Origin of the sequence: Frigoribacterium sp. MEB024, from assembly GCF_000878135.1 — a bacterium.
In the GTDB taxonomy this organism is placed as follows: Bacteria; Actinomycetota; Actinomycetes; order Actinomycetales; family Microbacteriaceae; genus Frigoribacterium.
Genome location: NZ_JXQZ01000101.1, coordinates 65,983 through 88,781, shown reverse-complemented (window position 1 = coordinate 88,781; position 22,799 = coordinate 65,983). Strand labels below are relative to the sequence as shown.

At 73.5% G+C, this 22,799-nt stretch carries 23 protein-coding genes and 1 riboswitch; of the genes, 14 read left to right on the top strand and 9 right to left on the bottom strand.

The features are described from left to right. The 5 genes from SZ60_RS17565 to SZ60_RS15050 all read left to right on the top strand — a co-directional run. Positions 1 to 2,005, top strand: a 2,005-nt coding sequence (locus tag SZ60_RS17565) for a hypothetical protein (protein ID WP_043597352.1), incomplete at its 5' end; no start/stop codon positions are given. A gap of 115 nt (positions 2,006 to 2,120) precedes the next feature. Then, positions 2,121 to 2,366: a hypothetical protein gene (locus tag SZ60_RS15065; protein ID WP_043597300.1), complete on the top strand. Its 246-nt coding sequence runs from the start codon at positions 2,121 to 2,123 to the stop codon at positions 2,364 to 2,366. Between the two features lie 124 nt (positions 2,367 to 2,490). Further along, entirely contained in the window at positions 2,491 to 3,096 is a 606-nt protein-coding gene (locus SZ60_RS15060) for a 2Fe-2S iron-sulfur cluster-binding protein (RefSeq protein ID WP_043597297.1), read from the top strand. Then, complete coding sequence (locus SZ60_RS15055) at positions 3,093 to 4,223, top strand: xanthine dehydrogenase family protein subunit M (RefSeq protein ID WP_082060203.1); 1,131 nt, start codon at positions 3,093 to 3,095, stop codon at positions 4,221 to 4,223. Before SZ60_RS15060 ends, SZ60_RS15055 begins: the two co-directional genes overlap by 4 nt. After that, positions 4,220 to 6,352: a xanthine dehydrogenase family protein molybdopterin-binding subunit gene (locus tag SZ60_RS15050; RefSeq protein ID WP_043597294.1), complete on the top strand. Its 2,133-nt coding sequence runs from the start codon at positions 4,220 to 4,222 to the stop codon at positions 6,350 to 6,352. The genes SZ60_RS15055 and SZ60_RS15050 overlap by 4 nt, the downstream gene beginning before the upstream one ends. Positions 6,353 to 6,425: 73 nt before the next feature. On the opposite strand, the gene SZ60_RS15045 is transcribed toward SZ60_RS15050, so the two are convergent. Further along, positions 6,426 to 7,400 (bottom strand): XdhC family protein, encoded by a 975-nt coding sequence (locus tag SZ60_RS15045; protein WP_043597292.1) that lies wholly within the window; start codon positions 7,398 to 7,400, stop codon positions 6,426 to 6,428. Positions 7,401 to 7,519: 119 nt separating this feature from the next. Between SZ60_RS15045 and SZ60_RS15040 the strand changes: the two genes are divergently transcribed. Next, the gene (locus tag SZ60_RS15040) at positions 7,520 to 8,278 is read left to right on the top strand and encodes an NTP transferase domain-containing protein (RefSeq protein WP_082060202.1); all 759 of its coding nucleotides are present in this window, start codon (positions 7,520 to 7,522) and stop codon (positions 8,276 to 8,278) included. Positions 8,279 to 8,296: 18 nt separating this feature from the next. On the opposite strand, the gene SZ60_RS15035 is transcribed toward SZ60_RS15040, so the two are convergent. Continuing rightward, a complete protein-coding gene (locus tag SZ60_RS15035; protein WP_043597290.1) occupies positions 8,297 to 9,247 on the bottom strand; it encodes a hypothetical protein in 951 nt (316 codons plus the stop codon). Positions 9,248 to 9,471: 224 nt separating this feature from the next. On the opposite strand from SZ60_RS15035, the gene SZ60_RS15030 reads away from it, so the two are divergent. Together SZ60_RS15030 and SZ60_RS15025 are read left to right on the top strand one after the other, a co-directional pair. Further along, a complete protein-coding gene (locus tag SZ60_RS15030) occupies positions 9,472 to 9,990 on the top strand; it encodes a DinB family protein (protein ID WP_043597289.1) in 519 nt (172 codons plus the stop codon). Positions 9,991 to 10,205: 215 nt separating this feature from the next. Next, on the top strand, positions 10,206 to 10,751 hold the full coding sequence (locus SZ60_RS15025) for an MOSC domain-containing protein (RefSeq protein ID WP_043597286.1): 546 nt from the start codon (positions 10,206 to 10,208) through the stop codon (positions 10,749 to 10,751). A gap of 40 nt (positions 10,752 to 10,791) precedes the next feature. On the opposite strand, the gene SZ60_RS15020 is transcribed toward SZ60_RS15025, so the two are convergent. Further along, positions 10,792 to 11,181: a DUF2256 and DUF3253 domain-containing protein gene (locus SZ60_RS15020; protein WP_043597283.1), complete on the bottom strand. Its 390-nt coding sequence runs from the start codon at positions 11,179 to 11,181 to the stop codon at positions 10,792 to 10,794. A 164-nt stretch (positions 11,182 to 11,345) separates the two neighbouring features. Between SZ60_RS15020 and SZ60_RS15015 the strand changes: the two genes are divergently transcribed. Both SZ60_RS15015 and SZ60_RS15010 read left to right on the top strand, forming a co-directional pair. After that, complete coding sequence (locus SZ60_RS15015; protein ID WP_043597281.1) at positions 11,346 to 12,065, top strand: DUF805 domain-containing protein; 720 nt, start codon at positions 11,346 to 11,348, stop codon at positions 12,063 to 12,065. Positions 12,066 to 12,378: 313 nt separating this feature from the next. Then, positions 12,379 to 13,674 carry an MFS transporter gene (locus tag SZ60_RS15010; RefSeq protein ID WP_043597279.1) on the top strand — a complete coding sequence of 432 codons (1,296 nt, stop codon included), beginning with the start codon at positions 12,379 to 12,381 and terminating at the stop codon, positions 13,672 to 13,674. A 91-nt stretch (positions 13,675 to 13,765) separates the two neighbouring features. Here the strand turns inward: SZ60_RS15010 and SZ60_RS17815 are convergent, their stop codons facing one another. Both SZ60_RS17815 and SZ60_RS15005 read right to left on the bottom strand, forming a co-directional pair. After that, on the bottom strand, positions 13,766 to 13,891 hold the full coding sequence (locus SZ60_RS17815) for a hypothetical protein (protein ID WP_255349713.1): 126 nt from the start codon (positions 13,889 to 13,891) through the stop codon (positions 13,766 to 13,768). Positions 13,892 to 14,021: 130 nt separating this feature from the next. Continuing rightward, complete coding sequence (locus tag SZ60_RS15005; protein ID WP_052505448.1) at positions 14,022 to 14,501, bottom strand: Asp23/Gls24 family envelope stress response protein; 480 nt, start codon at positions 14,499 to 14,501, stop codon at positions 14,022 to 14,024. Between the two features lie 165 nt (positions 14,502 to 14,666). Here SZ60_RS15005 and SZ60_RS15000 point away from each other — a divergent pair, with 165 nt between their 5' ends. Both SZ60_RS15000 and SZ60_RS14995 read left to right on the top strand, forming a co-directional pair. Then, positions 14,667 to 16,235 (top strand): cryptochrome/photolyase family protein, encoded by a 1,569-nt coding sequence (locus tag SZ60_RS15000; protein ID WP_043597277.1) that lies wholly within the window; start codon positions 14,667 to 14,669, stop codon positions 16,233 to 16,235. A 258-nt stretch (positions 16,236 to 16,493) separates the two neighbouring features. Beyond that, complete coding sequence (locus tag SZ60_RS14995; protein ID WP_156155630.1) at positions 16,494 to 17,108, top strand: hypothetical protein; 615 nt, start codon at positions 16,494 to 16,496, stop codon at positions 17,106 to 17,108. A 132-nt stretch (positions 17,109 to 17,240) separates the two neighbouring features. Here SZ60_RS14995 and SZ60_RS14990 read toward each other — a convergent pair whose 3' ends face one another. After that, positions 17,241 to 18,410 carry an SGNH/GDSL hydrolase family protein gene (locus SZ60_RS14990; RefSeq protein WP_043597274.1) on the bottom strand — a complete coding sequence of 390 codons (1,170 nt, stop codon included), beginning with the start codon at positions 18,408 to 18,410 and terminating at the stop codon, positions 17,241 to 17,243. 58 nt (positions 18,411 to 18,468) lie between these two features. Next, positions 18,469 to 20,160 carry an ABC-F family ATP-binding cassette domain-containing protein gene (locus SZ60_RS14985; RefSeq protein WP_043597271.1) on the bottom strand — a complete coding sequence of 564 codons (1,692 nt, stop codon included), beginning with the start codon at positions 20,158 to 20,160 and terminating at the stop codon, positions 18,469 to 18,471. 79 nt (positions 20,161 to 20,239) lie between these two features. On the opposite strand from SZ60_RS14985, the gene SZ60_RS14980 reads away from it, so the two are divergent. Next, positions 20,240 to 20,425 carry a PspC domain-containing protein gene (locus tag SZ60_RS14980; RefSeq protein ID WP_043597345.1) on the top strand — a complete coding sequence of 62 codons (186 nt, stop codon included), beginning with the start codon at positions 20,240 to 20,242 and terminating at the stop codon, positions 20,423 to 20,425. Between the two features lie 51 nt (positions 20,426 to 20,476). Here SZ60_RS14980 and SZ60_RS14975 read toward each other — a convergent pair whose 3' ends face one another. Then, positions 20,477 to 20,953: a DUF2017 domain-containing protein gene (locus SZ60_RS14975; protein ID WP_052505447.1), complete on the bottom strand. Its 477-nt coding sequence runs from the start codon at positions 20,951 to 20,953 to the stop codon at positions 20,477 to 20,479. Continuing rightward, a complete protein-coding gene (clpS, locus tag SZ60_RS14970; protein WP_082060201.1) occupies positions 20,950 to 21,255 on the bottom strand; it encodes an ATP-dependent Clp protease adapter ClpS in 306 nt (101 codons plus the stop codon). Before clpS ends, SZ60_RS14975 begins: the two co-directional genes overlap by 4 nt. A 60-nt stretch (positions 21,256 to 21,315) precedes the next feature. Beyond that, positions 21,316 to 21,399, top strand: a riboswitch (ZMP/ZTP riboswitch). Positions 21,400 to 21,443: 44 nt separating this feature from the next. Here clpS and glyA point away from each other — a divergent pair. Next, the gene (glyA, locus tag SZ60_RS14965) at positions 21,444 to 22,760 is read left to right on the top strand and encodes a serine hydroxymethyltransferase (protein ID WP_082060207.1); all 1,317 of its coding nucleotides are present in this window, start codon (positions 21,444 to 21,446) and stop codon (positions 22,758 to 22,760) included. Positions 22,761 to 22,799: the final 39 nt, after the last annotated feature.

Genomic DNA, 22,799 nt, shown 5'->3' with positions numbered 1-22,799 from the left:
CGCGCCTCCTGCTCCGGCGTCCGCGCCGCCCGGGTCGGCCGCTCCGACCGCGCCGGCGGCCGCACCGGCCGTGGCGCCGCTGACGAACCTGGCGCACCTGGACTTCCTGCTCGACCGGACGACGCCCGCGCCCGAGGCCGGCCACTCGACCTACCGTCAGAGCACGGAGCCGACGCTCACCCTGCCGTGGACCTACGCCGACGCCCGCGACGGCGGCACCTTCGCCCGGGTGGGCGGTGGACCGCTCGACCCCGCGACCGGGTACTGGGGGCAGGGCGCCTACAACAGCGACGACGTCTCGCGGACGGCCGTCGTCTACCTGCGCGACTGGCAGCAGACCGGCTCGGAGTCGAGCCGGGACAAGGCCTACGAGTTGCTGCGCGCGACCGCGTACTTCCAGACGACCACCGGTGACGACGCCGGCAACGTCGTCCTCTGGATGCAGCCCGACGGCACCTTCAACCGGAGCCCGGTGCCGGTCGAGCTGCCCGACCCGTCCGACAGCGGCAACAGCTACTGGCTCGCCCGCAGCATCTGGGCGTTCGGCGAGGGGTACGCCGCGTTCGCGGACGACGACCCCGAGTTCGCCGCGTTCCTCCAGCAGCGGCTGCAGCTCGGCGTGACGGCGCTGAACCGCGAGACGCTCGCCCGCTACGGGCAGTACGACGTGGCCGACGGGGCGAAGGTGCCCGCGTGGCTGATCGGCTCCGGCGCCGACGCCTCGGCCGAGGCCGTGCTCGGGCTGAGCGCCTACTCGGCCGTCGTGCCGGGTGACGCGGCCTCGCGCACGGCGCTGACGCAGCTCGCCGAGGGCGTCGCCGCGATGTCGTCCGGCGACGGGCAGGCCTGGCCGTACGGAGCCGTGCTGCCCTGGGCGAAGTCCCGGGCGATGTGGCACGCCTGGTCGTCGCAGATGCCCGTCGCCCTGGCCCGGGCATCGACCACGCTCGCCCGACCCGACCTGCTGAAGCCGGCCGTGCTCGACCAGACCTCGTTCACGACGACGCTGCTCACCGCGAGCGGGCCCGACAACGCCTGGTACCCGACGCCCGTCGACCAGACGCAGATCGCCTACGGAGCCGACTCGCGGCTGCAGTCGGCGCTCGCCGTGGCCGGCGCCGGTGCGGGTGCGCCGGGCTTGAAGCGGATCGCGGCCGTCGCCGCGAGCTGGTACTTCGGCACGAACCGCTCGAGCACCCCCGTCTACGACCCGGCCACCGGCGTGACCTTCGACGGCGTGCAGGCCGACGGCACGGTGAACCGCAACAGCGGTGCCGAGAGCACGATCCACGGCCTGCTGTCGATGATCGCCCTCGACGGCGCTCCCGACGTCTCGGCCGAGGCACAGGGGCTGACGAGCGTCACGTCGCGTGACGGCCTGACGGTGGTCGAGGCCGAGACGGCGTCGCCCACGACGGGCACGGTCGTCACGCCCGACTCGGCGTGGACGGGCGAGTCGCAGTACGGCGGAGGCTCGGCGCTGCGGCTCGAGCCCGGGCAGAGCGCGACGATCACGGTGCCCGCGGGCTCCGGGTTGCGGCACGTCGAGCCGGTGCTGCTCGCCGCCGAGGGAGTGCGGTCGACGTCGGTCTGGAAGGCGGGACGCGTGCCGCTCGGGACGCTGACGACGCAGGCCGGAGCGCAGGGCGTGACCGCCGCCTCCGGGGCGTTGCTGCCCCAGACGCTGCCGGTGCCGATCGGTGCCGGAGCGACGGCGATCACCGTGACCGCCGGCCGGAACGCGACCGTGGTGGACGGCCTCATCGTGCGGCCGCTCGTGCAGCGGCTCGTGCTCGCCGGGACGGCGGCCGACGGTCGCCCGACGACGACCGAGCTGCTGTCGTCGACCTCGCGGCTGCCGCTGCCGGCGTCGGTCGGCGTGCGCGGCACCCGGTCGTCGGTGTCGTCGTACGACGCGCAGGGCCGCCTCGTGCAGCAGCGCGACGTGCAGGGCCGCAGCCTCGTGCTGGTCAAGCCCGGCGGCTTCGCCGTCCTCACCCGGTAGGGCGCCCCCGAGACCCCAGGAACCCGCTCAGACCCCACGCCGCGCGCGAGGGTCTCGGCAGGTTCCTGGGGTCTCGTGCGCCGGGACCCGAGGAGGCGCGGGTACGGTCGAGCGCATGAGCGACGACACGCAGACCCCCGGTCCCGGCGACGCCGGCCGCGACACGAGCCCGGGGCACGAGGTCGACCACGACCCGACCGGCATGACCGACGACGAGAAGCGGCACGACCAGCTCACCCGTGCCCCGAAGTCGGACGAGTCGGACGCCGCTCCGCGCATCACGACCGAGGACCGCGGCGACGGCGTCACCCGCATCGACGTCGCCGACACCGCCAAGGTCCGCCCGGGCGGGGCCGGCTGACGCGGATGCCGGTCGGCGGGCCGTCCGCGGCGGCCGACCCGCGCCTCCTCGTCAGGGCCGCCCCGCGCTTCGCAAACGGGACAGCACGTGGGCACCCGCCTGCCCCCGGGCATACCGTTCACGCATGGTGTCCCAGGTCAGCGCAGAAACCAGTCCACCGAGTGCGGGCGCGAACCCGCCCGGCGTCCCGACGACGACGATCACCCTCGACGTCAACGGCAGCCCGCACCGGCTCGAGGTCGACAACCGGACGTCGCTGCTCGACGCCCTGCGGGAGCGCCTCGACCTGACCGGCTCGAAGAAGGGCTGCGACCACGGCCAGTGCGGCGCCTGCACGGTCCTGGTCGACGGGCGACGAACCAACAGCTGCCTGGTCCTCGCCGTCAGCGCCGAGGGCAGTGACGTCACCACCGTCGAGGGGCTCGCCGACGGCGACGTCCTGCACCCGGTGCAGCAGGCGTTCCTCGACCGGGACGCCTACCAGTGCGGCTACTGCACGCCGGGCCAGATCTGTTCGACGGTCGGGATGCTCGAGGAGGCGCGGGCCGGCATGCCGAGCCACGTCACCACCGACATCACCAACGGCGAGATCGACCTCGACGACGAGGAGGTCCGCGAACGTCTCAGCGGCAACCTGTGTCGGTGCGGGGCCTACGTGAACATCGTCCCGGCCGTGCACGACGCGGCCTGCGCGCACGACGCCGACGCGACCGAGGGAGCCACCCGATGAAGACCTTCGAGTACGAGCGCGCGACCGACGTCGCCTCCGCCGTCGCCACCCTCGACCGCACCCCGAACGCCAAGCCCCTGGGCGGCGGCACGAACCTCGTCGACCTCATGAAGCTCGGCGTCGAGCGGCCCGACCTGCTCGTCGACGTCAGCCGCGTCGACTTCGGCGGGGTCGACGAGCTGCCCGACGGCGGCCTGCGCATCGGGGCCGGGGTCCGCAACAGCGACCTCGCCGCGCACCCTCTCGTCCGCACCCGCTACCCGGCCCTGACCCGTGCCCTCGTCAGCGCGGCCTCGGGTCAGCTGCGCAACCAGGCGACGACCGGCGGCAACCTGCTGCAGCGCACCCGGTGCACCTACTTCATGGACACCACGAAGCCGTGCAACAAGCGCGAACCCGGGACGGGCTGCGGCGCCGTCGCCGGACTGTCGCGCGAACTCGGCATCCTCGGCGTCAACGACCTCTGCATCGCCACGCACCCGGGCGACATGGCCGTCGCCCTGGCGGCCCTCGACGCGATCGTCGTCTTCGAGACCGTCGACGGCGAGCAGCGCCTGCCGATCGACGAGTTCTTCCGCGAGCCGGGCGACGACCCCACCCGCGACACGAACCTGCCGAGCGGAGCGCTGATCACCGCGGTCGAGCTGCCGTCCCTGCCGGTCGCCACGAACTCCACGTACCGCAAGGCGCGTGACCGCCGGTCGTACGCCTTCGCGCTCGGCTCGGTCGCCGCCGCCCTCTCGGTCGACGAGGCCGGTCTCGTGACCGACGTGCGCATCGCCCTGGGCGCCGCGTCGCCCGTGCCGTGGCGTGCGCGCAAGGCCGAGGAGGCGCTGGTCGGCTCCCCGGCGACGCCCGCCTCGTTCGCGGCCGCCGCGCAGCTCGAGCTGGCCGCCGCGACGACCACCGAGCAGAACGCCTTCAAGGTGCCGCTGCTGACCCGGCTCGTCGTGGGCGTGCTGAGCGAGCTCGCCGGCCTCGACCACGAGGGTGACGACCCGGCCGACCCGGCCGAGGACGCCGACCCGTCGCCGTTCCGTCCGACCGGTGCCGACGGGTCGCCCCGCCGCGTCGCCGCCGACGTCGATCCCGGCGCCGCCACCGGCCCCGAGGGGAGCGCGTCGTGACCGCCGTCGACGTCGTCACCCCGGTCGACACGAGCGTCCCCACCGGTCTCGGCGCCCCCGTCGCACGGCTCGAGGGCCTCGACAAGGTCACCGGTGCCGCCCGGTACGCCTACGAGCACACGCCCGACGGTGTGCTGTACGGCTGGATCGTGCAGTCGGCGGTGACGACCGGCACGATCACCGGCTCGAACCGCGACGCGGTGCTCGCGATGCCCGGCGTGCACGACGTCATCACGTACGAACAGGCTCCGCACCTCGAGGACGCCGAGGACGGCGAGCTGCTCGTCCTGCAGTCGGCCGAGGTCGCCTACCGTGGCCAGCCGGTGGCGCTCGTGGTGGCCGACACCTTCGACACGGCCCGCGAGGCCGCGTCGGCGCTCGCCTTCGACTACGACGAGGGCGGCATCGACGTCGTGCTGAGCACCGACCACCCGTCGCTCTACGCCCCCGAGACCGTCAACGCGGGCTTCGAGACCGACACCTCGCAGGGTGACGTCGACGCGGCGATGGCCGATTCGTCCGTCGTGATCGACGAGACCTACGAGACGGCGGCCCTGTTCAACAGCCCGATGGAGCCTCACGCGACGGTCGCCACCTGGGTCGACGGCGAGCTCGACGTGCTCGACTCGAACCAGGGCACGAGCGGCGTCGCGACGTCGCTCGCCACGCTGTTCTCGCTCGACCCGTCCGCCGTGCGCGTCCGTGCCCAGCACGTCGGCGGCGGCTTCGGCTCGAAGGGCTCGGCCCGCCCGGTCGTCGTCCTCGCCTCGATCGGCACCATGCTCACCGGCCGTCCCGTGAAGGTCGCCTACACGCGACAGATGATGTTCGCGATCGCGGGCTATCGCACGCCGACGATCTCGCGCATCCGCCTCGCCGCCGACTCCGAGGGGCACCTCTCGGCGCTGTCGCACCAGACGTACTCGCACTCGTCGACGCTGCAGGAGTTCACCGAACAGACCGCCGAGCCGACCCGCCACCTGTGGGCCGCGCCCAGCCGTCTGATGACGCACCGGCTCGCCCGACTCGACGTCCCGACGCCGCGCTGGATGCGTGCGCCCGGCGAGGCGCCCGGCATCTACGCCGTCGAGTCCGCCATGGACGAGCTGGCGCTGAAGCTCGACCTCGACCCGGTCGAGCTGCGCGTCCGCAACGAGCCCGAGGTCGACCCGCACACCGGGCAGCCCTTCAGCAGCCGGCACCTGGTCGAGTGTCTGCGACGGGGGTCCGAGCTGTTCGGGTGGGACGGCCGCGACCCGCGTCAGGGTGTGCGCCGGGTCGGACGCTGGCTGGTCGGCACGGGCGTCGCCGCCGCCACGTATCCCGCGAGCGTGATGCCCGCGGGTGCCCGGGTCACCGCGCTGCCGGGTGGTCGCTTCGAGGTCGGCGTCAACGCGACCGACATCGGCCAGGGTGCCCGCACCGTGATGGCGCAGATCGCCGCGGCCGAGCTGGGGGTGCCCCTCGACCTCGTCGACCTGCACATCGCCGACAGCCGGCTTCCGACAGCCGGCGTGGCCGGCGGCTCGTCGGGCACGGCGTCGTGGGGGTGGGCGGTGACCAAGGCGAGTCGGCAGGTGACCGAGCTGCTCTCGCAGGGCCAGCCCGTGCCTCCGGAAGGTCTCGAGGTCGTCGTCGACATCGAGGAGGACATCGCCGCGATGAGCGACCACTCGCGCTTCGCCTACGGCGCCCAGTTCGTCGAGGCGCGCGTGGACCTCGACTCGGGTGAGGTCGTCGTGCCGCGCATGGTCGGCGTCTTCGCGGCCGGGCGCATCATGAACGCCCGCACGGCCCGTTCGCAGTTCATCGGCGGCATGACCATGGGCCTGTCGATGGCGTTGCACGAGCACGGCATGCTCGACCCGACCCAGGGCGACTACGGCAACCACGACTTCGCGACGTACCACGTGGCCGCCAACGCCGACGTGGGCTCGATCGACGTCGAGTGGCTCGACGAGGAGGACCCGCACCTCGCCCCGATGGGCGGCAAGGGCATCGGCGAGATCGGCAACGTCGGCGCGGCCGCGGCGGTGGCGAACGCCGTCGCCCACGCGACCGGCATCCGGGCGCGCGACCTGCCGATCCAGCCCGACAAGCTGCTCGCCGGGCTGCCGACGCGGTACTGACACCGAGACCCCGAGAAGTCGCCGAGACCCCCGTGCGCGCACGAGGGTCTCGGCAAGTACCCGGGGTCTCGCGTCAGCGGATCAGGTGGATGCTGCCGTCGCGATCGCGCAGCGGGGCCCGCGAGGCGCCCGACCGCACGGCGAGCACCTCGGCCAGGATCGACACGGCGGTCTCCTCTGGCGTGCTCGCGCCGAGGTCGAGCCCGATGGGGGAGTGCAGGCGGGCCAACGCGTCGGGCCTCACGTCACGCGACCGCAGGGCGGCCATGCGGCGGTCGTGGGTCGTCCGCGATCCCATCGCCCCGACGTACGCCGCGGGCGAGGCCAGCGCCGCCTCGACCAGGTCGGCGTCGAACCGTTCGTCGTGCGACAGCACCGCGATCACGGTGCGCTCGTCGACCTCGGTGCGCGCCAGGTAGTTCGGCGGCCACTCGACGACGACCTCGTCGGCCGACGGGAATCGCTCGCGGGTCATGAAGACCGGACGCGGATCGCACACCGTCACGCGGTAGCCCAGCACCGCCCCGGCGTTGCCGAGGGCGACGGCGAACTCGACCGCCCCGAAGACGAGGAGGCGCGGCGGCGGCACCGAGCGCTCGCTGAAGACCCGCAGACCCTCGCAGTCGTCGACGGTCGGCACGACCTCGCCGGTGCGGACCGGGCCGAGCACGACGTGCGCCGACGCCTCCCGCCCGGCGGCCGCGTCGCGGAGGGCGGCGATCGTCTCGGCGTCGTCGGGGGTGACGAGCCGGGCGAGCACCTCGATGCGCCCGCCGCAGCTGAGCCCGACCTCGAACGCCGTCTCGTCGCTGAACCCGAACGTCTCGAGCTGCGGCGTGCCGTCGTCGAGCACCTGCGTGCAGATCTCGTAGACCGCGCCCTCGACGCAGCCGCCCGAGATGCTGCCGATCACGGTGCCGTCGACGGTGACGGCCATCGACGTGCCGACGGTCCGGGGCGCGCTGCCCACGACCGACACGGCCGTCGCGACGGCGAGGCGCTCGCCGGCGTCGAGTCGCGCCAGCAGGCGGTCGGCGATCTCGAACACGGGACTCCTCGGGGGTGGCGTCGGGTGGCGCCAGGTCTCGATGGTGCCACGGCCCGGGCCCCGGGGCACACCGCGTCGCCGCACGTTCGCCGCGTGGACAGTCCGGTTAGCCTGCAGCCATGCCCGCCGAGATCGTCGCTCCGCCGTCCGAGGGCCCGCCGCCGGTCGACCCGCCGCCGGTCGACCCGCCGCCGGTCGACCCGCCCTCCTCGGTCGGCCTGCTGCTCGCGGCCGGTGCCGGGACGCGCATGGGCCGTCCCAAGGCGCTCGTGGTCGACGAGCGCGGACCCTGGCTGACCCGTGCCGTGGCGACGCTGCTCGACGGGGGCTGTGACCGCGTCGTCGTCGTGCTCGGTGCGGGCGCGACCGAGGCGCGAGCGCTGCTGGCCGCCGACCCGCGCCTCCTGCCCGTCGAGACGCCGGCGGCGGACGGGATGACGGGCGCGTTCTCGGCCGACCCGCGCCTCCTCGGGGTCGACGGTCGGGCGAGGGCGTCGGTCGTCGTCGCGGACGACTGGGCCGACGGCCTCGCGGCGTCGCTGCGCGCGGGGCTGCAGGCGCTCTCCGCGACGGACCCCGAGGAGGCGCGGCTCGCCCTCGTCACGCTGGTCGACTACCCGGGTCTGCCGTCGTCCGCGGTCGCGCGGTTGCTGTCGCCCCCGGCCGCCGACCTGCCCCTGGGTCCGGGTGCGCTGCGGCAGTCCGTCTTCCACGGACGCCCGGGTCACCCCGTCGTGGTGGGTCGTTCCCACTGGTCGGCACTCGCGGCGTCCCTCACCGGGGATCGCGGGGCGGGCCCATACTTGCGGGCCCATGCCGCCGAGCCGGTCGACTGCTCCGACCTCTGGGACGGCCGCGACGTCGACGCGCCCGCCTGACCCGGCTGCACCGGGGGATCAGTTGCACTTCCCGCTGCCGCTGAAGCACGGGGTGTAGTTCGCGGGCAGGGGTTCCTGGCGCGGTGTGGGGGACTCCCACCGGTCTCCGGGGACGGGCGCGCCGACGGCACCGATCACGACCAGCCCGGCGACGACGACGGTCGCCACGACGACGCCTCGGTGCCCGGCGGTGATCGCGGCGAAGAGTGCCACGACCAGGCACGCGAGGCAGGCGACGAGGGTCCGGAGCCAGCTGTCCGCGACCTCCTGGCTGACGGTCACGGGGGTGCCGAAGAGGCTGACCTCGGCCGAGAACCACTGCCCGGCCAGCGAGAGCGTGAGCAGGACGCCGGCCGCGAGGGCGAGCGCCTCGACGATCACGGCGACGCGGTGCACGGCGTGGCCGGGCGGGCGGGGCGTCCGGACCGCGGGGGCGTCGACGGGCGGGTGCTCGGCCGGAGGCGCTCCGTCGTGCTCCGAGGCGTCGCGGCCGCGCCGACCCGATCGTGCGGCGAGGACGACGAACGAGGCCAGGCCGACGGTCGCGACGAACGGCAGGCTGACGAAGACGACGGTGGGCAGCGTGTAGAGGGAGAAGCCCGCCCGCAGGCCCGACGTGACGCCCGACCCGACGCTGAGCTCGACGCCCGCCCGGGCCACGGCCGCCGCGGCGACGTAGAGCCAGGCTCGGCGTGACGCGGGGGCGTCGGACCACCGCCACGCGACGAGCACGACGAGGACGGACCACACCACGAACGGCACGAGCGAGGTCTGCGCGAGCGCGGCCGGCAGCTCGAGCAGCGTCGCGACCATCCGGCCGGGCGAGGCCGTCAGGCCAAGGAGCGCCGCGCCGGCGACGAACAGGGCCGCGGTGGTGCCGATCACCCAGGCCACCTCACGACGGTCGACCCGCCGGCGCAGGCTCGCCGCCGCCCCCGCGAGCCGGCCCTCGTGCTGAGTGTTCGTCATGGGTCGACGGTACTGGGGGGTCGCCGGGCCGACGTCATCCCGGAGGTGGATGTCGGTCGTGCGACGGCCCCGCCATGAACCCGGTTTCGAACCATGCACCCGGTAGCAACCGGGTGTGCGGTTCGAAACCGGGTGCATCGCGCGGTCGCGGTTGGCGCCGGGAGCACCGACGTCGGCAGGATCTCGATGGCGCGCGCCGGGCCGTGCGTCCTAGCGTCGGTCCCATGCCGATCACGCCCGACACGAAGAACTGGACCTGGGTGCTCGAACGCCCCTGCGACGACTGCGGCTTCGAGCCCGCCGAGGTCGCGTTCCGCGACGTGCCGCGTCTCGTCCGCGAGAACGCCGCCGCCTGGCCCGCCGAGCTCGCCCGGCCCGACGCCCGCACCCGGCCGGACGACGCCACGTGGTCACCGCTCGAGTACGGGGCGCACGTGCGCGACGTGTTCCGGGTCTTCGACACGCGCCTCCGGCTGATGCTCGCCGAGGACGCACCGACCTTCGCGAACTGGGACCAGGACGCCACCGCGCTCGACGACGACTACGCCTCCCAGCAGCCCGCGGTGGTGGCCGACGAACTCGTGGCCGCCGCGGCCGTCGTCGCCGACGCGTTCGAGGCGGTGCCCGACGACCGGCTCGGTCGCACCGGCCTGCGCAGCGACGGCTCGGCCTTCACGGTCGACTCGCTCGCCCGCTACTTCGTGCACGACCCCGTGCACCACCTGCACGACGTCCGCCGCTGACCGGTGCCCCGGCCGGCCCATCGCCCGGCAGGCCGCTGTCGCACCGCCGCCCGGGCCACCGTTGTCGCACCGCCGACCGAACGTCGCACCGCCCATGTCGACGGTGCGACGTTCATTCGGCGGTGCGGCCCCGTCCTGCCCGAGCCCGACCCCGGCCCGGGCCCCGACCCAGCCCGGCCTCGACCCCGGCGGCCGACGCGGGCAGACTGGGCGACATGACCCGCGCCTCCGTCCTCTCGGTCAACGTCGACGACGCCCACCGGTTCAGCAAGCCGCCGGTCGAGCGGGTCACCCTGCTCGCCGGGCTCGGAGTCGAGGGCGACGCCCACCTCGGGCGCACGGTGCAGCACCGCTCCCGCGTGGCGCGCGACCCGAGCCAACCGAACCTGCGGCAGGTGCACCTGATGCACGCCGAGCTCTTCGCCGAGCTGGCCGACCACGGCTACGACGTCGGGCCCGGCGACCTCGGCGAGAACGTCACCACCCACGGGGTCGACCTGCTCGGTCTGCCCGTCGGCACCGTGCTCACCCTCGGTCAGGAGGCGCGGGTCGAGATCACCGGACTCCGCAACCCGTGCCTGCAGATCGACCGCTTCGAGTCGGGCCTGCTGAAGGCGGTCGTCGGACGCGACGAGGCCGGCGAGCTCGTCCGCAAGGCCGGCGTCATGGGCGTGGTGCTCGCCGGGGGAGAGGTGCGACCCGGCGACCCCGTCGGCGTCGACCTGCCCGCCGAGCCCTGGTCGGCATTGCAGCCCGTCTGATCCCGCCCGCTCGCCCGGCGCGTCATGTCGAGGCCCGGGCTCAGGACCGGTGCCGGCGGATGCGGATCGGGCCCTTCGCCGTGGACGGGTCGACCACCGAGCCGCCCTGCGTGATGTCGACCTCGCCCGCGGCGACCAGTCGTCGGGCCGCGCGGCGGACGGGTTCCATGAGGCCGCGCCAGGCATCCTCGTCGTCGGGGTGCAGCGAGCGCGCGACGTCCGACGGGCAGATCGTCGAGGTGGCCGCCCGGGCCGCCAGCAGGTCGCGGATGCGCTGTTCGAGCTCGCGGTCCTGCGCCGTCACCTTGCGTCTGCGGCACGCGTCGCTGCAGTACGCGACCTCGTCCCAGTTCGACGCCCACTTCTTGCGCCACTCGATGGTGCGTCCGCACGATCGGCAGGTCTTCGGGTCGGGGGTCGCGGCGCTCATGCTGACAGTCAACGCGGGAGGCGCGGTGAGCGTTCCCGGGGACGCGGCCGTCGGTCCCTCCGCGCCGACCGCACCCGCGCCTCCTGACCTGGCGCGGGCGTGAGGGGACATCTCGCCCGCGCGGGGGATGGAGGCGCGGGCACGGTCCGCGTACCGTCGTGCGGATGAACTGGGGCACGGCAGCAGGCCGGTCGAACGGGGGCACGTCGGCAGGCACGACGAGTGGCTCGTGGTTCGAGGTCGACCGGCTGCCGCTGCCCGGGGCCACGCCGATGCAGGCGCTGCGACGGTTCGTCGGCAACGCGTACGTGGTGCACGCCCGCGCCGGCCGGGCCGAGTTCTGGTGGATCTGGCTCTTCCAGACCGTCCTCGCCCTCGTGCTCAACGTCGGCGTCGGGTCGCTCGTCCGCGGGGCGAGCGTGGTCTCGTGGTCGATCGGCGCCTACGGGTCGTCGTTGTTCGCGCCCTGGCCGGTCGTCACCCTCGGTCGCCCGGCCGGTGCGGGCCCCGGCGCCGACCTGAGCCAGGGCGCGTCCCTCGAGGTCGGGCAGTTCTCGATCGGCCCGTTCGGCCCCGCGGGTCCGGCCTGGGGCGGCATGACCTGGGTCGCGCTCGTCTGGGGTCTCTGGTGCCTGATGACCTTCGTGCCCATGATGACGTTGACCATCCGGCGCCTGCACGGCGCCCGGGCCTGGGGGTGGGGCTGGTTCTGGCTCGGGGCGCTGATCCCGTTCCTGCAGATCGTCGTCGTGTTCATGCTGGCACGCGAGACGCAGCCACCGAGCGCCCGCTTCCTCGAGCGCGACCGCGACCGCGAGCCCGACCGCGAGCGCGACCCCGACCCCGACCCCGACCCCGACCCCGACCCGCCCCCCGCCTCCTGACGCCACCGCACCGCGTTTCGTGCACCGCACCGCGATCAGTCGCGGTGCGGTCCACGAGACGCGGTGCGCTCGTGCACACCGGGCCCCTGGCCAGGCCGGGCGCGAGCGGTTAGACTCGACCTCGGTCGGGCGGTACTCCCGGCCCCGGGCGTGCACGACAGCGCGCAGTCGGGATCACCATCCTCCCCGAGTCACCCACGGTCACGAACGGCACCTGCCGCGAGGGCCGTGCCGCCGGCAGATCGTCACGATCCGCCGGCCCGTGGCCACCATCGGGTCGAGAGAACGGCGCCCGCCGACCACCCCAGGTTCCATGACACTCGCACCCCTGCGCCCCACCGCGCCCCCGTCCACCCCGTCCGCCCGCTTCCCGTGGGCCGGCCTGATCGCCATCGCCGTCGCCACGTTCCTCTCCATCTCGGGCGAGATGCTGCCGACCGGCCTGCTGCCCGAGATGAGCGCCGACCTCGGCGTCACCGAGTCGAGCATCGGCCTGCTCGTCAGCGTCTTCGCCTTCACGGTCGTGCTCACCAGCACCGGCCTCACCCACCTCACCCGTCGCCTGCCCCGCCACCTGATCGTGGTCGGCCTGATCGTCGTGCTGGCGATCAGCGCCGGGCTCACCGCGATCGCACCGACCTACGAGCTCGTGCTCGCCAGCCGCGTGCTCGGCGGCCTCGCCCACGGCATGTTCTGGGCCATCGGCGGCGCCTACGCCGGTCACCTCGTGCCCCGGGCACAGGTCGGCCGCGCGCTCGCCGTCGCCATGAGCGGCGGCACCCTCGCGTTCGTGCTGGGCGTCCCGCTCGGCACCGCGCTCGGCCAGGCCCTCGGCTGGCGTGAGGCGTTCGGCATCCTCGCCGGGCTCATGGCGCTCGGTGCGGTCTTCGTCTACAAGTTCCTGCCGCCGGTGGGTCGGGGCACGGCGCACGAGTCGACGCCGGAGCCGGTGACCGACGCGGTCCCGACGCTGGTCGACGGCACCGCGCCTCCTGCAGGTGCTGCGGTTCGTCGTCGCGCGCTGCCGAAGCCGAGCGTGCTCGGCGTCGTCCTGAGCTGCGTCATCACGGCGGTCTTCATGATCGGGCACTACTCGTTCTTCACCTACATCACGCCGTACCTCGTGCGCTCGACCGGGGTGCCCGAGCAGGGTCTGGCCGCGTGGCTCTTCGCGTTCGGCATCGCCGGGGCCGTGGGGCTCGGCATGGTCGGCTGGTTCCTCGGGGCGCGGCCGCGGGTGAGCATCCCCATCGGCGTGGCCGTGGTCGGGCTCGCCGTGACGGGCATGTTGCTGTTCGAGGGCATGCTCGTGCCGTCGCTCGTGGCGTTCGTGCTGTGGGGCGTGACGTTCGGGGCGCTCCCGCCGCTGTTCCAGACGCGCATGCTGCAGGTCGCCCCCGAACGGATGCGCGACCTGGCGAGCGCGTTCTACACGACGGGCTTCAACGCCGGCATCGGCGGGGGCGCCCTGATCGGCGCCCTCGTGCTCGACGGGTCCGGGCTCGACTCGCTGCCCGTGCTCTACATCGTGGTGGCCGCGGTGGTGCTGGTCGCCGTGCTCGCAAGCGACCGCCTGCTCGCCCGGCGGTCGGCCCGCTCCGCCGCCTGATCCCCGGACCCGGGACGACGAAAGACGCAGTAGGCGCGACTCACGTGAGTCGCGCCTCCTGCGTCTTAGACGGTGCGGGGCGTGCGGTGGGTCAGCGGCGCCGACCGGGCTGCTGGTAGCCGCCGGCCTGGCCGTTGCCGCCGCCGCGCTTGTTCATGATCTTCTTGATGACGAAGCCCACGATGAGCGGGGCGAAGCGTCGGAGCAGTGATGCCATGGGGTGCCTCCTGGGGCGATGGTGCACGGGTCGTGCGGTCGAGCCGGTCGGCTCGGTGGGGTGCGGCCCGCGGTGCTGCGGGGGACGATCGCGTCGGGACGACCGCCGCGACCACCAGTCAACTCGCTGACTACTGAACCCGCTGTGCGTCGGCCTTGTCGCCCTTGTCGTCGTCGTCCTGGCCGGCGATGAAGATGTCGCTGACCTCGATGTTGATCTCGACGACCTCGAGCCCGACGAGCTGCGTGATGGCGTCGGCGACGGCCTGGCGGACGTCGTCCGCGACCTTCTGCACCGACAACGGGTAGTCGACGACGATGCTGAGGTCGGCCGCGGCCTGGGTCTCGCCGACCTCGACCTTGACGCCCTGGCCGTGGTCCTGCTGGCCGACGGCGTTGCGCAGCGCACCCACGGCACGCGAGGCGCCGCCACCGATCGAGTGGACGCCGGGCACCTGGCGGGCGGCGATGCCCGCGACCTTGGCGACGACGCCGTCGGCGATCTGCGTGGTGCCCGCGGCGTCGGACGACACGGTCGAGGCACCGTCGACGCGGGCGACGCCGTCGACGCGCGACGTGGTGGCGGGGGTGGGGGTGGCGGTGTTCGACATCTCGGGTCCTCTTTCGGCTGGGGGAATCGTGCGGATGGTCGTGCTGTGGTCGTCGTGCTGCCGGGCCGTGACCCGGGCTGCACGTCAATGAGACGCCGTGCCCGTCCCGTTCGTCACGGTGAACATCCTGGCAACCCGCTGAGTGCCCGCGTCTACGGTCGGGGCATGCAGCGCACCCGGTGGATCTTCCTCGACCAGCTCGGCCCGCACTTCGACGACGGCGACCCGATGCTGCTGATCGAGAGCCGTTCGTCGTGGCAGGGCCGCACCCTGCATCGCGCGAAGCTGCAGCTGATCCTGTCCGCCATCCGGCACCGGGCGGCCGAACTGGGCGACCGCGTCGACTTCCGGCAGGTCGACCACTACTCCGAGGCCCTCGAGGGGCGGGACGACCTGCAGGTCGTCGACCCCACCTCGTACCGGGCGCGCCGCCTCGTGCGGTCGGTCGGTGCCGAGGTGCTGCCGAGTCGTGGCTTCGTCTCGAGCGAGGCCGACTTCGCCGAGTGGGCCGCCGGTCGCCAGGGCGGTCGCGGCTCGGGCCGGTCCGGAGGGGCGACGGCGGACGCCGACGACGCCCGTCGAGGAGGCGCGGGTCGACCGACCGGCGCGTCCGGCGGTCGACCGGCACCGCGCCTCCTGATGGAGGACTGGTACCGGGCCGTGCGCCAGCGCACCGGCCTGCTGATGGAGGGCCCGCAGCCCGTCGGGGGCCAGTGGAACTACGACCACGACAACCGCGAGAAGCCGCCGAAGGGTGCCGCGACGCTCGGCCTGCCTCCGCAGGAGTGGCCCGTCGAGGACGACATCGACGCCGAGGTGCGGGCCGACCTCGAGCGCTGGGAGCGCGAGGGGGTCGTCCGGCTCGTCGGCGACGACGCGCCCCGACGGTTCGCCGCGACCCGGGCCGAGGCGACGGCCGCCCTGGCGGACTTCGTCGAGGTGCGGCTGCCCGACTTCGGCCCGTTCGAGGACGCCACCCTGTCGGGCGACTGGACGATGGCGCACTCGCTGCTCAGCGCCCCGATGAACCTCGGCCTGCTCGACCCGCGCGAGGTCGTCGAGGCGGCCGTCGCGTCGTACCAGGCCGGCGACGCCCCCCTGCGCAGCGTCGAGGGGTTCACCCGGCAGATCGTCGGCTGGCGCGACTGGGTCTGGCACCTCTACTGGCACCTCGGCGAGGACTTCGCGACGACGAGCAACGCGCTCGGGGCGACGCAACCCCTGCCCGAGGTCTTCGCGGGGCTCGACGTCGAGGCCGTCGAGGCCGAGTGCCTCGGCGACACGCTCGACGGGCTGCGGCGCCACGGCTGGAACCACCACATCCAGCGTCTGATGATCCTCGGCAACTGGGCCCTGCAGCGCGGTGTCGACCCGGCGGCGCTCAACCAGTGGTTCGTCGACATGTACGTCGACGGCACCCCCTGGGTGATGCCCGCCAACGTCGTGGGCATGTCGCAGCACGCCGACGGCGGCATCGTCGCGACCAAGCCGTACGCGTCGGGTGGCGCGTACATCAACCGGATGACCGACCACTGCGGCTCGTGCCGCTTCGATCCGAAGAAGCGGCTCGGCGAGGACGCCTGCCCGGTGACCGCCGGCTACTGGGCGTTCCTCGACCGCGTCGAGCCGGTGCTCTCGGGCAACCCGCGCATGGGTCAGCAGTTCGCCGGGTTGCGCGGGCTGGCCGACCGCGAGGCCGTCGTCGAGCAGGAGCGCACCCGCACGACCTGGTGACGCGCGGCGCGGTGGCGTCGGCGTCGGGGCCCGGCCATCGCCTCCCCTCGCGAGCACCGGTCGGAGTGGAACCACCCATGTGCCGTCGAACCACGCACATGTGTGGTTCGACGGCACATCGGTGGTGTGGCGCTGGCGGTGATGGCGGCGGCGGTCGAGACGGCCCCGTCGGGGTCCTCGGAGGTGCCCCTCGTTAGGGTGACGACAGCACCGGGCGTAGGGAGTCCGAGGCAGATCACGAGGGAGCCCCCGATGGCCATGACCATGCGCAGAACGGCCGTGACGGCCACCACCACGGGCGTGCTCGCCCTCGGCCTGCTGCTCGCCGGCTGCACCTCAGGAGGCGCGGGTGGCGGTGACGACGCCGGTTCCGGCGGGTCCTCGGCCGGCTCGAGCGGCTCGGGGTCGACCGCGTCCGGCGAGGGCACCTTCGACGAACTCGCCAGCTGCGACGACGTCGGCTCGGCGCTCGGCGGCGTCGTGGACGGTCTCGAGCTGCGCGACGACAGCACGTTCTCGGGCGACCAGGCGAACTGCCAGTGGGCGACCCCGACGACCGAGGCCACCGACGCGGCCGACGTGACGGCGATCGTCGTCCTCGCCCAGCGCCAGGAGTTCAGCGCCGACGACATCAGCGCCCAGACCTCCCAGATCGAGGGCACCCAAGGTGTCGAGAGCGTCGACGACTCGCGCGTCGGGGCGTTCGGCGGCCAGGCGTTCTCGCAGACGGTGACGCAGCAGGGCATCACGGCCTCGGCCAGCACGATCCTCTCGCCGCACGGCCTGATCGCCGTCACGGCGACGGGTGCGGGCGACGCCGCCCCGTTCAGCACCGACGAGACCCTCGACGCCGCCTACGGCCTCTTCGACTGAGCCCCGCCGGGGCGGGCGTCGTCCTCGTGACGTGCCCGCGCCTCCTCGTCCTACTCGACACGTCGGTCGAGTGGTCCCGAAACGTCCTCGCCCGCGGGCCGAACCACGGTTCGGGACCACTCGACGGGTCGCTCAGCCGACGCTGAGCTTCTCGAGCACGTAGTCGGCGATGACGCGCTGGCCGGCGTCGTTCGGGTGCACCCCGTCGGCCGAGAGCAGTGAGGTGATCCCGTCGGCGGGCAGGGCGTCGGCGAGGTCGACGTAGGCGCTGCCGGTCTCGGCCGCGAGGCGCTGCACGACGGCGTCGTAGTCGTCGGCGTCCCCGGCCAGCCCCTCGGTGAGGTTCGTGCCCGGCACGAACTCGCCCATGAGCATGACCGACGGCGGGTCGTCGAGGCTCTGTAGGCCGTCGATCAGGGTGCGGTAGTCGTCCTCGAACTGGTCCGGCGTGCGGCTGAACGCGTCGTTGGCGCCGAGCGTGATCGTGACCAGGTCGGGCTTGGTCGCGGCGATCGAGTCGAGGAACCCGGGCAGATCGGCCGTGAAGGTGCGAGCCGTGGCACCCGAGCGGGACGAGTCGAAGAGCGTGATGCCGCGGTCGCGATCGCCGTCGAACGCGGTCAGGCCCTCGAGATCGACGGGCGTGTGGGCGTGGATCGTCACGGTGTGCGCGCCCGTGTCGAGTCCGGTCACCGACGTGATCCCGCTGGTGGCCATGGAGTCGCGGGTGTCGACCTCGATCGCCTCGCCGTCGTCGACGGTGTAGTCGAAGGTGCCGCGTCCGCTCGACCACCAGAGGTCGAGGTCGGTACCCGTGAACGGGTACGTGGTGGTCGCGCCGGCGCCGAGCGTGACCGCGCGGTAGCCGAGGTCGGCGGTGCGGGACGAGGCCGACACCGACCCCTCGCTGGTCGAGGCCCAGCGCGCCCAGGTCGACGCGGGGGGAGCGACGGCGAAGGCGGCCGGCCGGTAGCCGACACCGCCCGGCACGTCGTCGGTCGGGTAGCGCTCGCGCAGGCCGTCGAGGGTCAGGTCGATCCAGCGGGAGTCCACGGTCGAGGCGCCCATGCCCTCCGAGATCGAGTCGCCGACGGCGACCCAGCGGGCGGAGTAGTCGTCACGGTCGTCGAGGGCGGTCGCCCAGTCGGCGAGCTCCGAGGAGGCGCGGGTCGGCAGGGCCGACGAGGTCCCGTCCGCGGAGGCTCCGCCCGTGGGCTCGCTGGGGTCGGTCGGGTTCGTCGAGCAGCCCGTGAGCAGGGCGAGTGCAGCGGCGACCGCGACCAGTCGGGTGGTTCGGGTCATGACGACGACGGTAGTCGAGGGGCGCGGGAGTCGTCGACCGACGACGTCGTCGGCGCTCTCACGACTCGGTGACGGTGCCGCCCTCGACCCTCCAGTGCCGGTCGAGCCGGACCGTCTCGAGCATGCGCCGGTCGTGCGTGACGAGCAGCAGCGTGCCGTCGTACGACTCGAGGGCCTGCTCGAGCTGCTCGATGGCGGCGAGGTCGAGGTGGTTCGTGGGTTCGTCGAGCACGAGCACGTTGACGCCGCGGGCCTGCAGCAGGGCGAGACCGGCGCGGGTGCGCTCGCCGGGCGAGAGCTCGTCGACCGGGCGCGACACGTGGTCGGCCTTCAGCCCGAACTTGGCGAGCAGCGTCCGCACCTCGGCCTGGGGCCAGTCGGGCACGAGCGCCTCGAACGCGTCGGCCAACGGCACGTCGCCGGCCAGGAGCGCCCGGGCCTGGTCGATCTCTCCGACGGCGATGCTGGCTCCGCGACTCGCGCCTCCTTCGCTCGGGGCCTGTCGGCCGAGCAGGCCGCGCAGCAGGGTCGACTTGCCGGCGCCGTTCGGGCCGGTGATGCCGATGCGGTCGCCGCCGTCCACCTGCAGCGACACCGGACCGAGCACGAACTCGCCCGTCGCGGGGTCGCCCTGGCGGAACACCGCACCGCTGAGGGTCGAGACGACCGAGCTCGACCGCGGGGCCGCGCCGATGGTGAACTCGAGCTGCCACTCTTTTCGGGGCTCGTCGACCTCGTCGAGGCGGGCGATGCGGCTCTCCATCTGACGGACCTTCTGGGCCTGCTTCTCGCTCGACTCGGCCGAGGCCTTGCGGCGGATCTTGTCGTTGTCGGGCGCCTTCTTCATCGCGTTGCGGACGCCCTGGCTCGACCACTCTCGCTGCGTCCGGGCACGGCCGACGAGGTCGGCCTTCTTCTCGGCGAACTCGTCGTAGGCCTCGCGGGCGTGACGGCGGGCCGTCTCGCGCTCGTCGAGGTACGCGTCGTAGCCGCCGCCGAAGACGCGGTTCGACGACTGCGCGAGGTCGAGCTCGAGCACCTTCGTGACGCACCGGGCGAGGAACTCGCGGTCGTGGCTGACGAGGACGACGCCCCCGCGCTGCCCCTGCACGAAGCGCTCGAGTCGTTCGAGGCCGTCGAGGTCGAGGTCGTTGGTGGGCTCGTCGAGCAGTGCGACGTCGAAGCGGCTGAGCAGCAGGGCGGCGAGGCCGACGCGGGCGGCCTGGCCCCCGCTGAGGCCGGTCATGGGGCTGTCGGGGCCGACGGCTCCGTCGCCGTCACGGTCGAGGCCGAGGTCAGCGAGCACCTGGGGCAGACGGTCGTCGAGGTCGGCGGCGCCGCTGGCGAGCCACCGGTCGAGGGCGGTCGAGTAGACGTCGGCCGGCTCGAGCCCGTCGGGGCGCGGGGCCGGGTCGGGGTCGCCGAGGGCTGCCGCGGCGGCGTCCATCTCGGCGGTGGCCTGCGTGCTGCCCGTGCGGCGGCCGATGTAGTCGGCGACCGTCTCGCCGGGCACGCGCTCGTGCTCCTGCGGCAGCCAACCGACGAAGGCGTCGCCGGGGTTGAGGGTGATCGTGCCGGCCTGCGGCTCGTCGACCCCCGCCAGGAGGCGCAGCAACGTCGACTTGCCGGCCCCGTTCACGCCCACCACGCCCACGACCTCGCCCGGGGCGACGGTCAGGTCGAGATCGTCGAAGAGGGTGCGGTGCCCGTGGCCGCCGGCCAGGCCCTTGGCCACGAGTGAAGCGCTCATCCGACCATTCTCGCGTACCGGGCGCCGGCCCGCGCGGCGGCCCTGGCGCCCTCCAGGCGGGGCTGGCATGCTCGGGGGCATGGCCTCTCTCATTCGTCCCCGCCGCGGCAAGATCATCGCCGGAGTCTGCGCCGCCCTCGCGAACCGCTTCGGCATCAGCGCGTTCCTGGTGCGGCTGATCTTCGTGCTCTCGATCGTCCTCCCCGGGCCCCAGGTGCTCGTGTACCTCGTGCTCTGGGTCGTGTTCCCGAAGGAGAACCGCTAGGCCTTCGCCCCGCGGGGCACTTGTGCTGGGCCCTGGGCGCGTGGCGCCGGGTCAGGCCTTGGGCAGGGACCGCAGCAGCGCCTCCTGCAGGTAGCCCAGCCAGTCGAAGACGTGGCCCATCGCCTGCAGCTGTCCGTCGTCGCCCGCGGGGACGCCGTCGCCCGTGACCCCGAGGCGCTCGCCGAGGGTCAGGCGCAGGTCGTTCAGGGTGCGCAGCCACGACTGCTGCGCGGCGCGGTCGAGCGTCGAACCCGGTTCGCCGAGCACCGACAGCACTGCGCGGCCGTTCTCGAGCTTGCGCCGGGTCAGGTCGTCGGCCGTGAACCGGCGGAACTCGGCCGCCGCCTCGGCATCGTCGCGGTACGCCGCCGGCAGGAGGCGCGCCAGGGCCGGATCGCCCTCGTCGCCGTTCTCGAGCAGCGACACCAGTTGACCGACCAGGTCGCTGAGCAGGCCCCGCTCGTCGGCGTCGAGCCGCACGCGGATCTCGTCGCCGCCCCGCGGGCGGACGAACGGCACGAGCGTCACGCCTCGTCCTGCTTCGCGAGGGTCGCCCAGAGGCCGTAATCGTGCATCGCCTCGACGTGCCGCTCCATCTCTTCGCGGTTGCCCGTGGCGACGACTGCACGACCCTCGGTGTGCACGCGCATCATCAGGCGTTTCGCCTCGGCGCGGCCGAAGCCGAAGTAGGTCTCGAAGACGTGTGTGACGTAGGTCATCAGGTTGACCGGGTCGTCCCAGACGAGCGTCACCCAGGGGGTGTCGGGCGAGGTCAGGAGGCGCGGGTCGGCCTCCGTTCCCGTGCGGGTGTCGTCGAGGGTGGGGCTCACCCGTCCAGGGTGTCACACGGTCGCCGAGCGGGTTCCCCGTCAGGGGTCGGCTTGTTATGCTGAGCGGGTCGCGACTGGCGTTCAGATGGTCACCATCGGGGAGCGACTGACACACGTGCGTGGCCGTACGCCTGGGCCACGACATCCGACCTCCGTCCGTCCCGTGTGCCAAGGAGTCCTCCGTGACCATCTCCGACCAGACCGCCGCCCAGACCGGTGCCACGTCCGCCGAGTCGACCGACCGCCAGCCGTCGACCTTCAACCAGCCGCTCTCGGTCGTCGACCCCGAGATCGCCGCCGTCCTCGAGCAAGAGCTCGGGCGCCAGCGCGACTACCTCGAGATGATCGCGTCCGAGAACTTCGTGCCGCGCGCCGTGCTCGAGTCGCAGGGCTCCGTGCTGACGAACAAGTACGCCGAGGGCTACCCGGGTCGCCGCTACTACGGCGGCTGCGAGTTCGTCGACGTCGCCGAGAACCTCGCGATCGAGCGTGCCAAGTCGCTGTTCGGCGCCGAGTTCGCCAACGTGCAGCCCCACTCGGGCGCCCAGGCGAACGCTGCCGTGCTCGCCGCGATTGCCGACATCGGCGACACGATCCTCGGCCTCGAGCTGTCGCACGGCGGTCACCTGACCCACGGCATGAAGCTCAACTTCTCGGGCAAGATGTACAAGGCCGTGGCCTACGAGGTCGACCCCGAGACCTACCTGATCGACATGGACGTCGTCCGTCGCCAGGCGATCGAGCACCAGCCCAAGGTCATCATCGCCGGCTGGTCGGCCTACCCCCGCCAGCTCGACTTCGCGGCCTTCCGCGCCATCGCCGACGAGGTGGGCGCCTACCTCTGGGTCGACATGGCGCACTTCGCCGGCCTCGTCGCCGCGGGCCTGCACCCGTCGCCGCTGCCGCACGCGCACGTCGTCTCGTCGACGGTGCACAAGACCCTCGCGGGTCCCCGCTCGGGCGTGATCCTCTCGAACCACGAGCCGCTGTTCAAGAAGCTCAACTCGGCCGTGTTCCCCGGCCAGCAGGGCGGCCCGCTGATGCACGTCATCGCGGCCAAGGCGACGGCGTTCAAGCTCGCCGCCGAGCCCGAGTTCAAGGACCGCCAAGAGCGCACCATCCGGGGCGCCCAGGCCCTCGCCGCCCGTCTGACCGCCGACGACGCCAAGGCCGCCGGGGTGGACGTGCTGACCGGTGGCACCGACGTGCACCTCGTGCTCGTCGACCTGCGGGCCAGCGAGGTCGACGGCAAGCAGGCCGAGAACCTGCTGCACGACGTCGGCATCACGGTGAACCGCAACTCGGTGCCGTGGGACCCTCGCCCGCCGATGGTCACCTCGGGCGTGCGCATCGGCACGTCGGCGCTCGCCACCCGCGGCTTCTCGGACGACGAGTTCGCCGAGGTCGCCGACATCATCGCGCTCACGCTGATGCCGTCGCCCGACGTCGAGGCCCTCGCGGCCCGCGTCAAGGCGCTGACCGACGCGTTCCCGCTCTACGCGTGAGCGCTGACGTCGCGGCCGGGGCTCCGGCGGGCGTCGGGG